At 51.0% G+C, this 14,312-nt stretch carries 15 protein-coding genes; 4 read left to right on the plus strand and 11 right to left on the minus strand.

What is annotated here, in order from left to right; all coding sequences use genetic code 11:
* The 8 genes from rsxG to blr all read right to left on the minus strand — a co-directional run bounded on the left by rsxG (nt 1) and on the right by blr (nt 6,179).
* A complete protein-coding gene (gene rsxG, locus A7098_RS05090; RefSeq protein WP_000920784.1) occupies nt 1–621 on the minus strand; it encodes an electron transport complex subunit RsxG in 621 nt (206 codons plus the stop codon).
* 3 nt (nt 622–624) lie between these two features.
* The gene (rsxD, locus tag A7098_RS05095; RefSeq protein ID WP_032225245.1) at nt 625–1,683 is read right to left on the minus strand and encodes an electron transport complex subunit RsxD; all 1,059 of its coding nucleotides are present in this window, start codon (nt 1,681–1,683) and stop codon (nt 625–627) included.
* Nucleotides 1,684–3,810: an electron transport complex subunit RsxC gene (gene rsxC, locus A7098_RS05100; protein WP_105280435.1), complete on the minus strand. Its 2,127-nt coding sequence runs from the start codon at nt 3,808–3,810 to the stop codon at nt 1,684–1,686.
* Nucleotides 3,803–4,381, minus strand: coding sequence for an electron transport complex subunit RsxB (rsxB, locus tag A7098_RS05105; RefSeq protein ID WP_000991799.1), 579 nt, complete (start codon nt 4,379–4,381; stop codon nt 3,803–3,805). The genes rsxC and rsxB overlap by 8 nt, the downstream gene beginning before the upstream one ends.
* A complete protein-coding gene (gene rsxA / locus A7098_RS05110) occupies nt 4,381–4,962 on the minus strand; it encodes an electron transport complex subunit RsxA (protein WP_000133195.1) in 582 nt (193 codons plus the stop codon). Before rsxA ends, rsxB begins: the two co-directional genes overlap by 1 nt.
* 76 nt (nt 4,963–5,038) lie before the next feature.
* Nucleotides 5,039–5,479: a DUF2569 domain-containing protein gene (locus tag A7098_RS05115; protein WP_105280436.1), complete on the minus strand. Its 441-nt coding sequence runs from the start codon at nt 5,477–5,479 to the stop codon at nt 5,039–5,041.
* Nucleotides 5,480–5,565: 86 nt separating this feature from the next.
* A complete protein-coding gene (gene ydgT / locus A7098_RS05120) occupies nt 5,566–5,781 on the minus strand; it encodes a transcription modulator YdgT (protein WP_000126621.1) in 216 nt (71 codons plus the stop codon).
* Nucleotides 5,782–6,053: 272 nt separating this feature from the next.
* Nucleotides 6,054–6,179, minus strand: a complete 126-nt coding sequence (gene blr / locus A7098_RS05130; RefSeq protein ID WP_032155957.1) for a division septum protein Blr — start codon at nt 6,177–6,179, stop codon at nt 6,054–6,056.
* A gap of 240 nt (nt 6,180–6,419) precedes the next feature.
* On the opposite strand from blr, the gene A7098_RS05135 reads away from it, so the two are divergent.
* On the plus strand, nt 6,420–7,460 hold the full coding sequence (locus tag A7098_RS05135) for an oxidoreductase (protein ID WP_001282509.1): 1,041 nt from the start codon (nt 6,420–6,422) through the stop codon (nt 7,458–7,460).
* A 67-nt stretch (nt 7,461–7,527) separates the two neighbouring features.
* Here the strand turns inward: A7098_RS05135 and add are convergent, their stop codons facing one another.
* The 3 genes from add to malX all read right to left on the minus strand — a co-directional run bounded on the left by add (nt 7,528) and on the right by malX (nt 11,407).
* Entirely contained in the window at nt 7,528–8,529 is a 1,002-nt protein-coding gene (gene add, locus A7098_RS05140) for an adenosine deaminase (RefSeq protein ID WP_000567476.1), read from the minus strand.
* Nucleotides 8,530–8,632: 103 nt separating this feature from the next.
* Entirely contained in the window at nt 8,633–9,805 is a 1,173-nt protein-coding gene (malY, locus tag A7098_RS05145) for a bifunctional maltose regulon transcriptional repressor/cystathionine beta-lyase MalY (protein WP_105280437.1), read from the minus strand.
* 9 nt (nt 9,806–9,814) lie between these two features.
* Nucleotides 9,815–11,407 (minus strand): PTS maltose transporter subunit IICB, encoded by a 1,593-nt coding sequence (gene malX, locus A7098_RS05150; RefSeq protein ID WP_105280438.1) that lies wholly within the window; start codon nt 11,405–11,407, stop codon nt 9,815–9,817.
* Between the two features lie 174 nt (nt 11,408–11,581).
* Here malX and malI point away from each other — a divergent pair, with 174 nt between their 5' ends.
* The 3 genes from malI (at nt 11,582) to uidR (ending at nt 14,308) form a co-directional block, all read left to right on the plus strand.
* On the plus strand, nt 11,582–12,610 hold the full coding sequence (gene malI / locus A7098_RS05155; protein WP_000179525.1) for a mal regulon transcriptional regulator MalI: 1,029 nt from the start codon (nt 11,582–11,584) through the stop codon (nt 12,608–12,610).
* Nucleotides 12,611–12,721: 111 nt separating this feature from the next.
* Entirely contained in the window at nt 12,722–13,489 is a 768-nt protein-coding gene (gene hdhA / locus A7098_RS05160) for a 7-alpha-hydroxysteroid dehydrogenase (RefSeq protein WP_105280439.1), read from the plus strand.
* Between the two features lie 231 nt (nt 13,490–13,720).
* Complete coding sequence (gene uidR, locus A7098_RS05165; protein ID WP_105280440.1) at nt 13,721–14,308, plus strand: DNA-binding transcriptional regulator UidR; 588 nt, start codon at nt 13,721–13,723, stop codon at nt 14,306–14,308.
* The last annotated feature ends 4 nt before the right edge of the window (nt 14,309–14,312 follow it).

Here is a 14,312-nt window from a genome sequence, read left to right on the forward strand (position 1 = left end):
TTATTCTCCACAGGCAGGAAGTTGAGAAAGTTGTGCCGGTAACGTCTGAGCGTACAATCCGGCGCGTTTTACCGCATTCACCACCGCGCGAGGCGTAATGGTCGCCCCAGTAAACTGGTCAAAATCACCGCCATCTTTCTTCACCGCCCAGTGCGCGTCGTCAGCACCGCTGATTTTTTTACCCGCAAAATGGGTGATCCAGTCTGAAAGGCGCAGTTCGATTTTATCGCCAAGCCCTGGCGTTTCGTGATGTTCTGTCACGCGAGTGCCAAGTACCGTGCCGTTAAAGTCGGCTCCGACCAGTAGCTGAATCGCACCGGAATAGCCATCCGGCGCGGTCGCTTCCAGAACGGCGGCTACCGGCTTGTCATCCTGTTTAGCGATGTAAACCCGATGCTCACCTTTACCTAACTCTGGTGCCGTCACCAGGTAGCAACTCTGCGCCAGCGCATTGTTATAGCGTTCGGCTGGCAACACCTGATCAAATAACGCCTTTTGTTGCAGGCTGGCCTGTTCAGCAATCGTCGTTTTGGTCATCTGGTTGATGGCCGCCGTTAAACCTGTTGAACCCGCAGCAAACAGCGCCAGTGTAATACCGTGTTTTCGGATAGTTTTCAGCATGGTTTATCCTTTGCGATGGCCGTAGACACGCGGACGCGTGTAGTAATCGATCAGAGGAACCGTGATGTTCGCCAGCAAGACAGCAAAAGCCACGCCGTCAGGATAGCCGCCGAAACTGCGGATCAACCAGACTAATAAGCCCGCCAGTGCACCGAAAATCAGACGACCACGATTGGTCGTAGAAGCGGTCACCGGATCGGTCAGAATAAAGAATGCGCCGAGCATGGTCGCGCCAGACAGCAGGTGAATTTGCGGTGATGCCAGTGTTTCTGGTGAGAACAACCAGCCCAACGTTGCGCATAACGCCAGCGTTACTAAGAAGCTGACCGGAATATGCCAGCGAATCGCTTTCTGCCATAGCAACCACACGCCGCCAATCAGCCAGGTGAGGTTTACCCATTGCCAACCAGCACCCGCCAGAATACCGCTGTAGATCGGATACTGCATAATCTGCTCAACCGAATGACCGGCGCGGACAGAAGTTTTGAACGTATCCAGTGGCGTTGCCTGGCTAATGCCATCAATACCTAAGCGTAGCGTGTTCATATCACCGCCGCTGGCAGTATGACCGCTGAAGATAACCTGTATGGCGTCGATGAAGCCAGGGATGTTGACCGCAATTTCATGCGGTGGCAGCCAGCTGGTCATCTGCACCGGGAAGGAGATCAGTAAGACCACATAGCCAATCATCGCCGGGTTAAAAGGGTTTTGCCCCAGACCGCCGTACAACTGTTTAGCGATGATCACCGCAAACACCGTACCCAGCACGACCATCCACCATGGTGCGAGGGGCGGAATACTTACGGCGAGTAACAGCCCTGTTAAAAGCGCCGAATTATCTTTTAAGGTTGTGGAAACAGGCTGTTTGCGCAGTTTCAGCACAAGAGCTTCGGCTAAAAGTGCACTGACCGACGCCAGGAGGATCTGAACGAGAGTACCCCAGCCAAAAAACCAAAGTTGCGCAGCGATTCCGGGCACGGCTGCGATCAGTACCAGCAACATAATGCGCGATGTCTGGCGCTGGTTATGGGTATAAGGGGAGCTAGCTATTCTGAATACCATTTAGTCCTCGTTTACAACCTTTTGCTGAGCGGCTTTTTTGGCCTGAACGCGGGCGATAGCCGCAGCAACTGCCGCTTTGCGCGGGTCAACCTGTTCTTCTGGTTCTGCGTTAGCCTGCTGCTGCTCCAGCTTGCGTGCTTTGGCGCGGGCAATAGCGGCTTCGACGGCGGCTTTGCGCGGGTCAACCTGTTCTTCTGGTTCTGAGTTTGCCTGCTGCTGTTCCAGTTTGCGTGCTTTGGCACGGGCGATAGCAGCTTCGACAGCGGCTTTGCGCGGGTCAACCTGTTCTTCTGGTTCTGCGTTTGTCTGCTGCTGCTCCAGCTTGCGTGCTTTGGCGCGGGCGATAGCAGCTTCGACAGCGGCTTTGCGCGGGTCAACCTGTTCCTGCGGCGATTCGTTAGCAGGTTGTTGTTCCAGCTTGCGTGCTTTAGCTCGAGCAATTGCGGCTTCTACTGCCGCTTTACGTGGATCAGCAACGGTTGCGGTGTCGTTAGTTTGCTGCAATTCTGCCTGTTTTGCTCTGGCTTGTGCTTTACGGGCTTCCCGTGCCGCAATAATCGCGCTGTTATCCGGGCGTTCACCCGCTTTAATCACAATCGGTTGCGTGGCCTGAGCTTGTTTTTCTTTCACACGTGCCAGTGCGGCAGCAATCGCATCTTTGTCTTTGGCTGCCGGTTGGACTGCTGCGCTCTTATGTCGTTCAAGACGCGCCGCTTTTTCGCGTTCCAGGCGTGCCTGACGAGCTTCAAAACGCGCTTTAGCTTCTGCGGCGCGTTTCTCTTCCTGACGAATGGCGGCAATCTCGGCTTTTTCCTGACGGAAATATTGCACCAGGGGAATATTACTCGGGCAAACCCACGCGCAGGCACCGCATTCAATGCAGTCGGCAATGTTATGCGTGGTGGCTTTGTCGTGCTGTTGACCTTTGCTGAACCAGTACAACTGCTGCGGCAAAAGATCCGCAGGGCAGGCATCGGCACAGGCGCTACAGCGGATGCAGCTTTGTTCTTCCTGCGGTTCGCCCAGTTCACTGGCGGACGGAGCTAACAGGCAGTTGGTGATTTTAACTACCGGTACATCCAGCCACGGTAAGGTAAAGCCCATCAGTGGGCCGCCCATTATCACCATTTGATCGGCAGAAGGGCAGAATCCGGCATCGTTCAATAAATGACGCACCGGCGTACCCAGACGCGCCCAGACGTTGCCTGGACGTGCAATCGCTTCTCCGGTCAGCGTCACCACGCGCTCGGTAATCGGTTCACCATCGATTACTGCGCGTTTTACTGCGTAAGCCGTGCCAACGTTTTGCATTAACACGCCGATATCCGACGAGCGACCGCCGTGCGGCACTTGTTTCCCGGTCAGGATGTACGTTAACTGTTTGGCGCCGCCGGAAGGATATTTGGTTGGAATCACCCGCAGAGAAATATCGTGGGAATCCGCCAGCACCGCGCGAAGCATGGAAATCGCCTGCGGTTTGTTATCTTCAATACCGATAAGAATTTCGCGCGGCTGTAAGATATGCGCAAGAATGCGAATGCCTTCCACCACCTGAGCTGCGCAATCCTGCATCAGACGGTCATCGGCGGTAATATACGGTTCGCACTCGGCTGCATTAATAATCAAGGTTTCGATTTTATCGCCGCCGCCCTGCAATTTAACGCCTGTCGGGAAGCCCGCACCACCCAGCCCGGCGACGCCAAACTGATGAATGCGTTCAATTAATTCTTCCCGACTGCGTGAGCGGTAATCGATCCAGCCGTCACGAGGGAACCAGCAATCTTCACCATCGGCATCAATAATCACGCTTAATTCAGCTAAGGCTGAAGGATGAGCCGTAGAATGGGGCGCAATAGCCGTAACAATGCCAGACGTTGGCGCGTGAACTGGCAGCATTTTGCCGCGACCACGGGTAAGCGGCTGGCCGCGCAATACTTTATCGCCGACGCTAACGCACAGCTCACCTTCAGCGCCAATATGCTGTTTCAGTGGAATGACAAAACGCTGCGCCAGCGGAACCTGGCGCAGGGGAGTACCGTTGGACTGGGTTTTCATCTCCGGTGGATGGATGCCGCCGTTGAAATCCCAGATTTTATTTTTTTTGAATGCAGAGAATAACTTAAGCATGGTGTTCCACGGGAATAATGCGCACGGGAATGGTGTTCAGATCCCATTTCCAGGAGTCAGGCGTTTCTGCGACCGGTTGCAACGAGATGCAGTGCGTCGGGCACGGGTCAACGCATAAATTGCAGCCCGTACAGAGATCACTCATTACCGTATGCATGGCACGGGTAGCGCCAACGATGGCGTCTACCGGACACGCCTGAATGCACTTGGTGCAGCCAATACAGTTATTTTCATCAATAACCGCCACCATCCGCGCAGGCGTCAACTCTTGCGCATCGCCATCCAGCGGCTGCGGCTCGACATTAAGCAGTTCGGCAATTTTTAGCATTACAGCTTCGCCGCCAGGGGCGCAGCGGTTGATTTTTTCACCATTACAGCTGATGGCTTCGGCATAGGGGCGACAGCCAGGATAACCGCACTGCCCACACTGGCTCTGCGGTAAGATTTCGTCAATTTTCTCAACGACCGGATCGTCTTCCACCGCAAAACGGCGGGAGGCATAACCCAGAATGGCGCCAAACGCCAGACCCAGCAGGCTCACGGCGGCAACGGCAATCCAGATAGCATTCATTACAACTTCACCAAACCACTAAAGCCCATAAAGGCCAGAGACATAAGACCTGCGGTAATGAGAGCAATGGCATTACCGCGAAAAGGTGCCGGGACATTAGCCACAGCAAGGCGTTCGCGAATGGCGGCGAAAAGCACCATCACCAGCGAGAAGCCGACAGCAGCAGAAAAACCGTACAGTGCCGACTGCAAGAAATTGTGTCCGAGATTGATATTCAGCAATGCCACGCCGAGCACCGCACAGTTGGTGGTGATAAGCGGTAGAAAAATCCCCAGCAGTCGGTAAAGCACCGGGCTGGTTTTACGTACCACCATCTCGGTGAACTGCACGACCACAGCAATCACCAGAATAAAGGCCAGGGTGCGCAGGTAAATCAGATTGAGCGGGATCAAAATCCACGTGTCGATAAGCCAGGCGCAAATAGACGCCAGCGTCATCACAAATGTTGTTGCCAGCCCCATGCCCATTGCGGTTTCCAGCTTTTTGGAAACGCCCATAAACGGGCAAAGCCCCAGAAACTTGACCAGTACAAAGTTATTGACCAGTACAGTTCCGACAAACAGTAACAGGTAGTCAGTCATTTTTCGGCCTGAAATAAAAAAGCCGCCTATTATCCGTTAATCCAGAGCAGGCGACAACAGGTTAACTGTAAGGTTATTACGGATTCACAAACGTCGCTTTCACCCGTGACGAGCGTTTGAAATAGGGGACGATCAATGCGGTTCCCAGCAAAGTAAACAGCAACTGGCGAACGGCGACACCATCTTCAACTGGCGAAAACGCAAAGGCTTTAACCGCCAGTAATACGGAAATCAGTAACCAGATAATATAGTGTTTAGGAACACAACGCCGGCGTTTAAAGAACGCGATAGTTAACCACAAGGTGTAATACCACATGGCAATAGCGGTAATAAACGAAACGCCCCATAAGATTTGCGTCGTCAGTGTTTGTTCGCCGAGCGTTTTAAATGTTTGAGGAGAGGATAACGCTGCACAGTACAGCAACAACGCCAGCGTCGTACTCAATAGGGCGACTAACAGCCAGGCCAACGGCCCAAGCAACCAGCCTCCAATACGTTGTGGCGTTGTGGTGATCATACGTTCTCCAGAATAGCGACAGCAAACAGGCAAATCTAATTTTAGGGGCGTTATTATAAGGCTTTTATAACCAATCGCTACTTTCTTTATTGAACATAGTGCCAGACTGACTTTGGAACCTGGCCAAGGTCAAACAATCGACCGCCAGAGACCAGTTCAGCACGGCGGTGATCGGCTGCGCGATACATATTGATAATATCCTGATCGTCCGTCAGGGTGTAATTAAGGTGGTCGTAGAGTTTTTCCAGACTTTCGAGAGAATTGATTTTACGAAACTTTAATAAGTATTCCTGAGCAGTCATAAAAGATCCATAAAATAACTAATACCAAAGTGGTAGGCATTATATGTTATGATAAAATTTCACCAGCGGTGAACGCTTTTGCAATAACAATAATAAGAATGTGCTGATGGCAAATATTCAGGGATAAAATACTGCTAATAAAAGAGTAACGCGCTTTACTATTCCTGACAATCGTCAACTCCATCGAGCAAGATAATAAATTCCTGGTTTAAATACCTGTCAAGTTAAAACATGCACCCGAATGGCTGCATGTTGTCTTGCAAACGCAGAGATTACTTGTGTTGCACCTGGGTACTCTGTTCTGGCGGCTGGTAGTTGTCAATGTGACTCGCCACGCCAAGAAGAATGACTGAAACAACAAGAACGATCCAACCTGTTAATTCAATAAGACGATTCATTACTGCCCACATCTATGTTGATTGATCCATTAACTAAGGCCGTAAATGTTACTTAGCAATAATTGCTCCAGCAAGATTTTTACTGATGTTTTTGCGATATTTATCTTTTTCCTTCGGAAAATTAGCTATTTTTTGACTTAAGTTAAATAACATCCCTTATTGCTGGCAGGTTATTAAACTGTTGAGAGAGGGTAAAGGATAGTGTCAAATAGCAATCATACTTCAATGAGAGGCAATGACATGAGCGACAACATCCGTGTTGGGTTGATTGGGTACGGTTATGCGAGTAAAACCTTCCATGCGCCCCTGATTGCGGGCACGCCCGGGCTGGAGCTGGCAGTTATCTCCAGCAGTGACGAAACAAAAGTAAAGGCCGACTGGCCAACGGTTACGGTTGTCTCTGAACCGAAGCATCTCTTTAATGATCCCAATATTGACCTGATTGTCATTCCTACGCCCAACGATACTCATTTTCCGTTAGCGAAAGCGGCGCTGGAAGCGGGTAAACACGTAGTCGTTGATAAGCCCTTTACCGTGACACTGTCACAAGCGCGAGAACTGGATGCGCTGGCAAAAAGCCTTGGACGCGTGTTGTCCGTGTTTCATAACCGTCGCTGGGACAGTGATTTTCTGACGCTGAAAGGATTACTTGCGGAAGGTGTGCTGGGTGAGGTTGCTTACTTTGAGTCACATTTTGATCGTTTCCGTCCGCAGGTACGCGATCGCTGGCGTGAACAGGGCGGTCCTGGCAGCGGTATCTGGTACGATCTGGCACCGCATCTGCTCGATCAGGCCATTACGTTGTTTGGCTTACCTGTCAGCATGACCGTGGATTTAGCACAGTTACGTCCAGGAGCGCAGTCGACCGATTATTTCCACGCCATTTTGTCCTATCCACAACGGCGGGTTATTTTACACGGCACTATGCTGGCGGCGGCAGAGTCGGCGCGTTATATCGTTCATGGCTCTCGCGGCAGCTATATTAAATATGGCCTCGATCCACAGGAAGAACGCTTGAAAAATGGCGAGCGTCTGCCACAAGAGGATTGGGGCTACGATATGCGTGACGGCGTACTTACCCGCGTTGAAGGTGAAGAACGTGTCGAAGAAACACTGCTGACGGTGCCGGGAAATTATCCGGCTTACTATGCTGCTATTCGAGATGCGTTGAATGGCGATGGAGAAAATCCGGTTCCGGCAAGTCAGGCAATCCAGGTGATGGAGCTGATTGAGCTGGGCATTGAATCCGCCAAACATCGCGCGACGCTGTGTCTGGCGTAAATAATGTAGACATTCTTGATGAGTTTAATGCCTGATACGACGCTTACGCGTCTTATCAGGCATGTTCTTATTTCCCCGCTACTTTTTCTTTCAGTGCGCGTTTTTCCTCTGCACTGAGGAAAGCCATTTCCAGACCATTAATCTGCGCCTGGCGGATTTGCTCGCGGGATAACCCAGCAGCCGGCGCGGCAACGGTATATTCGTGAATGATATCCACGCCCTGTACGCCTGGATCGTCAGTGTTAATGCTGGCACAAATACCATGCTCAAGGAACGTTTTCAGCGGATGTGCCGCCAGAGACGCTACGGTGCTGGTCTGAATATTTGAGGTCAGACAAGATTCAATACCAATTTGCTGTTCAGCGAGGAAATCCATCAGCGCCCGATCTTCAATGGCTTTTACGCCATGTCCAATACGCTGCGCCCCCAGTTCACGAATAGCCTGCCAGATGCTTTCTGGCCCGGCGGCTTCGCCCGCATGGACAGTAATATGCCAGCCTGCATCACGCGCGCGATTGAAGTGAGAAAGGAACAGACTCCCCGGGAAACCAAGCTCATCACCGGCTAAATCCAGTGCGGTAATCTGATCGCGATGAGCTAAAAATGCTTCCAGCTCTTGCTGACAGGCGGCTTCGCCAAAGGTTCGGCTCATAATACCGATAAGTTTCGCCTGCACGCCAAAGGTGCGGCAACCTTCACGTACGCCATCAATGACTGCTTCAACGACGCCTGCGACAGGCAACTGATGCGCCATCGCCATATAACCCGGCGAAAAACGCAGTTCAACATAGTGCAGGCCATTACGGGCAGCATCTTCTATATTTTCAAACGCCACGCGACGGCAGGCGTCGAGCGTGGCAAGAACTTTAACGCCCCAGTCAAGTTTGGTCAGAAAGCTAACCAGATCGGGTTCGTTGGCGATGACCTGAACGTGAGGGATCAACGTGTCCAGGGACTGTGCAGGAAGCGAGATATTATACTGGCGGCCAAGTTCAAGAATGGTCTGGGGACGAATGTTGCCATCAAGGTGGCGATGGATATCGGTTAATGGCAGGGTGGTATCAATCATGGTCGCACTCTTTTTCTGTATATAAAAGTGCGCACCATTATAAAAACAAAACCGGGTAAAAATCTACGATTGCGCAACGATTATTTACGTTGCGCAATCGTAATCAGCGTACAGTTCGGATGGCGTTAATCAAACCGGCAATACCTTTTTCCAGTTTTGAACGCGGGCATCCGGCATTGAGACGAACAAAGCCACGACCCTCTTCACCGTAGGTATATCCCGGCATGATCGCTACTTTTTCTTGCTCAATCAGGGCTTTTTGCAATGCGTTGTCGTCGATATTCAACGGACGTAGATCAAGCCAGGCCAGATAAGTGGATTGTGGGATCTGCCAGTTGAGTTCCGGGAACGCTGCATTCATCGTATTTGCGATATATGTCAGATTGTCTTGCAGATAGACACGTAAGGCATCCAGCCACGGCGCGCCTTGTTGATAGGCGGCAATATGGGCGGTAAGCGCCAGTACGGCTGGTGAGGACAATCCATCACGACCTTTCAGTGCCGATAAATACGTCTCGCGACTATCGCTATTTTCAATGATGCCGTAGGCTCCGGTCAGAGCGGGTATGTTGAAGCTTTTTGAGCCAGAGGTCAGCAGCGCCCAGTTTCCGCGCGCCACGTTGCTCCAGGGAATATGCGGTTGCTCGCCCCATACCATATCCATATGGATTTCATCGGAGATAACGCGCACATCATGCCGCTCGCACAGGTCTGCCATTATCTCCAGTTCGTCACAACTCCAGACCTTACCGGTGGGGTTCTGCGGGCTACACAGGAGCATAATTTTACACTCCGGTTTTGCCAACACCGCTTCCAGTTTGGTCATATCGCAAAACCAGCCGTCTGCTCGTTTCTCTAAAGCAACGGGCATCACGGTGCGCTGATTACCTTCGATGGCTTTGTAAAATGCGTCGTAAGCTGGGGTATGGATCACTACACCTTCACCGACAGCAGACCACTGGCGAATCAATTCCGACACCATATAGATAACAGAAGGACCATAAATCACCGACTGCGTATCAATGGCGGTGTTATGCTGGGTGGAGAACCAGTGGGCAATAGCCGCGAGAAACTCATCGTTTTTCCAGCGGCTGTAGCCAAATACACCGTGCATCAGACGTTGATTAAGCGCCTCGATAATGCAGGGGGCGGTGGCAAAATCCATGTCTGAAATCGTGAACGGTAACAGGTCAGCAGTGCCGAAACGGTCAGCGACATAGTCCCACTGTGTACACCATGTCCCATGACGATCCACGACCTTTGAAAAATCGAACATATTTTATCCTTATGCCTGAACAGTACGCATCAGACCAGCCATTTCGTCTTTTACTGACTGAACTTGCGGCCCGATAACAACCTGCAGGTTATGTTGATTAAGTTGTACTACGCCAATTGCCCGATTGTCCTTTAGCGCCTGTACATTAACAAGCGACATATCTTTCACTGACAAACGCAGACGGGTAATGCAGTTATCCAGGCTGACAATATTGTCGGCACCGCCTAAGGCTTCGAGGATTGCCGGAACGTTGTAACCCGATTTACCCGGCGCACCGGTAACGGCTTTTTCGATTGAGCTGGCGATTTCACTGTCGCGACCCGGTGTTTTCAGATTGAAGCGGGTGATAGCGAAACGGAAGATGACGTAGTAAACGACAAACCAGATTGCCGCCACCACTGGCACCATGTACCACTTAGTCGACAGGCCATGCAAAATACCGAACACCACAAAATCGATGATATTGCCATCGGTATTACCGATGGTGACGCCGAGCACAGACATGACGGTGAAGCCGAGGCCGGTTAACAGCGCGTGGATGACGTAGAGAACTGGCGCTACGAACAGGAACAAGAACTCCAGCGGTTCGGTGGTGCCGCCAACAACACAGGCGATCAGGCCAGAAATCAGTAGACCTTTAATTTTATGACGGTTTTCCGGGCGAGCACAGTGATACATGGCTAATGCAGCACCTGGCAGACCGCCGAGGAACGCAGGCATTTTACCCTGGGAGAGGAAACGCGTGGCGCTTTCAGAGAAACCGTGAGTGGTCGGGCAGCTTAATTGCGCCTGGAAGATGGTGAGTGCGCCGCTGACGGTTTGTCCACAGACTTCCTGCGTGCCGCCCGCGTCAGTAAAGCGAATTAATGCCACCAGAATGTGATGCAGACCAAACGGCAATAGCAGACGTTCACCCGTACCAAACAGCATAGGTCCGAAATCACCCGCGCTGTTGATCATATGACCTAAGCCGCTAATACCCATGGCAAAAATCGGCCAGACTAACGGAATCACCAGACCGACAAGCCCCATCACCAGCGAGGAGATAATTGGCACGAAGCGCGTACCGCCGAAGAATGCCAGCGCATCCGGCAGGCGGATATTATGAAAACGCTCATGCAGCATCCAGACGATAATACCGGCGATCACCGCACCGAGGATCCCGGTGTCGATCGACTGGATCCCAAGAATGCTCTGGATGTTATTGGCTTTCAGAACGGCTGCATCGGTGGTTGGCAGAATGCCTTTATTGGTCAACCAGAAGTTAACCGCCAGGTTCATTACCGCATAACCCACGAAACCAGCGAACGCCGCTACGCCTTTGTTCTCTCGCGCCAGTCCTAGCGGGAGCGCAATACAGAACATCACCGGCAGAAAGCTAAAAGCGAACGAGCCAATTTTACTCATCCAGGTAAAGATAGCCTGCAACACGGGGTTACCCAATGCCGGGATGAGGGTGATGACATCATGGCTACTAAGGGAACTACCAATCCCTAACATAATTCCGCAGAACGACAGTAATGCGACGGGTAACATAAAGGTTTTGCCTAACTGCTGGAAAAATTCCCACAGCGTGACTTTCGGTGCTGCTTTCGCCGTCATAAAACGACTCCTTGTTAAGAACAGTCTGGATTCAATAAATTGCGCGAGAAGATAAAACGTTTTATCAAACTTTAGTGAGGCATAAATCACATTACGCGACGATAATAGCGGGTATAAGATAAATTAAAGGTAAAACGTTTTATCTGTCACAAAATCAGGGAGTAGGTCATCTGTATGGCTACCGCCAAAAAAATCACCATTCATGATGTTGCGCTGGCTGCGGGAGTATCGGTCAGTACCGTTTCGCTGGTACTTAGCGGAAAAGGACGAATATCTACCGCTACGGGGGAACGGGTTAACGCAGCGATTGAAGAGCTGGGATTTGTGCGCAATCGCCAGGCGTCGGCACTGCGCGGCGGGCAAAGCGGCGTCATTGGTTTGATCGTCCGTGATTTATCTACGTCATTTTACGCTGAATTAACGGCCGGATTGACGGAAGCTCTGGAGGCGCAGGGGCGGATGGTTTTTTTGCTTCACGGCGGTAAAGACGGCGAGCAGTTGGCACAGCGGTTCTCACTGTTGCTCAACCAGGGCGTCGATGGTGTAGTGATTGCCGGTGCGGCGGGAAGCAGCGATGGCCTGCGGCGGATGGCAGAAGAAAAAGGTATCCCGGTGATTTTCGCTTCCCGTGCCAGTTATCTTGATGATGTCGATACTGTTCGCCCGGACAACATGCAGGCTGCGCAGTTATTGACGGAGCATCTCATTCGCAATGGACATCAGCGTATCGCCTGGTTGGGAGGGCAAAGTTCCTCATTAACCCGCGCGGAGCGGGTGGGGGGATATTGCGCGACATTATTAAAATTTGGCCTGCCGTTTCACAGCGATTGGGTACTGGAGTGCACTTCCAGCCAGAAACAAGCTGCGGAAGCTATCACAGCACTTTTGCGCCGTAACCCGACTATCAGCGCCGTGGTTTGCTATAACGAAACTATTGCGATGGGGGCATGGTTTGGTTTGCTGAAAGCAGGGCGGCAAAGCGGGGAGAGCGGAGTCGATCGTTACTTTGAGCAACAGGTTTCGCTGGCGGCATTTACCGATGCGACGCAAACCACACTTGATGACATACCCGTTACCTGGGCAAGTACACCTGCGCGGGAACTTGGTACAACACTTGCGGATCGCATGATGCAAAAAATCACCCATGAAGAGACGCATTCACGTAATCTTATTATCCCCGCCCGGCTCATTGCGGCGAAATAATCCTCTCTTTATCTGCTATACCTGGTAGTGTCCTTTCCTCAAGGTTAATGATAAAAAATGTGGCACACAGGCGGTGCCTTTTATTTTTACTGAAGTTCACAGGAGGTTTATGTGTTTAATTCTGACAACCTGAGACTCGACGGAAAATGTGCCATCATCACCGGTGCGGGTGCAGGTATTGGTAAAGAAATCGCCATTACATTCGCGACAGCAGGTGCATCTGTAGTTGTCAGCGATATTAACGCCGATGCAGCTAATCATGTTGTAGATGAAATTCAACAACTGGGTGGCCAGGCATTTGCGTGGCGCTGTGATATTACGTCCGAACAGGAATTATCCGCTCTGGCAGACTTTGCCGTCAGTAAACTGGGTAAAGTTGATATTCTGGTTAACAACGCCGGTGGCGGTGGGCCTAAGCCATTTGATATGCCAATGGCGGATTTTCGCCGCGCTTATGAATTGAATGTCTTTTCTTTTTTCCATCTTTCACAACTCATTGCGCCAGAAATGGAAAAAAATGGCGGTGGCGTTATTCTGACTATCACTTCCATGGCGGCAGAAAATAAAAATAAAAACATGACCTCGTATGCGTCATCTAAAGCTGCGGCCAGTCATCTGGTCAGGAATATGGCGTTTGACCTGGGTGAGAAAAATATTCGGGTGAATGGTATTGCGCCGGGAGCAATATTAACGGATGCCCTCAAATCCGTTATTACACCAGAAATCGAACAAAAAATGTTGCAACACACGCCAATCAGACGTCTGGGCCAACCGCAAGATATTGCTAATGCGGCGTTGTTCTTGTGTTCACCCGCAGCCGGCTGGATAAGTGGACAAATTCTCACTGTCTCTGGCGGTGGGGTACAGGAACTCAATTAATTCAAATAAACCAGAAAACAACGCAACTCAGCGTTGTTTTCTGATGCTGATGGGTTATCAGAAAAGTGCATCCATCTCGCTACTGGTTGCCATATTTTGATTGCTGGTTGACCAATTATCGTGTGAATAATACTCGAATGCGGGGGGCTTCGCACATTTGACCTGCAATGTTAGGCGCTTGCATGGCAAAGCAGTAAACTACTTATTCACGCTAACTATAATGGTTTAACGATGGATAACATGCAGACTGAAGCACAACCGACACGGACCCGGATCCTCAATGCTGCCAGAGAGATTTTTTCAGAAAATGGATTTCACAGTGCCTCGATGAAAGCCATCTGTAAATCTTGCGGCATAAGCCCAGGAACGCTCTATCACCATTTCATTTCTAAAGAAGCCTTAATTCAGGCGATTATCCTTCAGGATCAGGAGAGAGCGGTGATCCGCTTCCGCGAACCTATCGAAGGGATTCATTTTGTTGACTATATGGTCGAGTCGATAGTTTCTCTCACTCATGAATCCTTTGGACAGCGGGCGCTGGTGGTCGAGATTATGGCGGAAGGGATGCGCAATCCACAGGTCGCCGCCATGCTTAAGAATAAGCATCTGACGATTACGGAGTTTATCGCCCAGCGTATGCGCGATGCCCAGCAAAAAGGTGAGATAAATCCTGACATCAACACGGCAATGACCTCTCGCTTACTGCTGGATTTGACCTATGGCGTACTGGCCGATATCGAAGCCGAAGACCTGGCGTGTGAAGCGTCATTCGCACGGGGATTACGCGCGATGATTGGTGGTATTTTAACTGCATCCTGATTCT

Source organism: Escherichia sp. MOD1-EC7011, from assembly GCF_002965005.1.
GTDB classification, from domain to species: Bacteria; Pseudomonadota; Gammaproteobacteria; order Enterobacterales; family Enterobacteriaceae; genus Escherichia; species Escherichia ruysiae.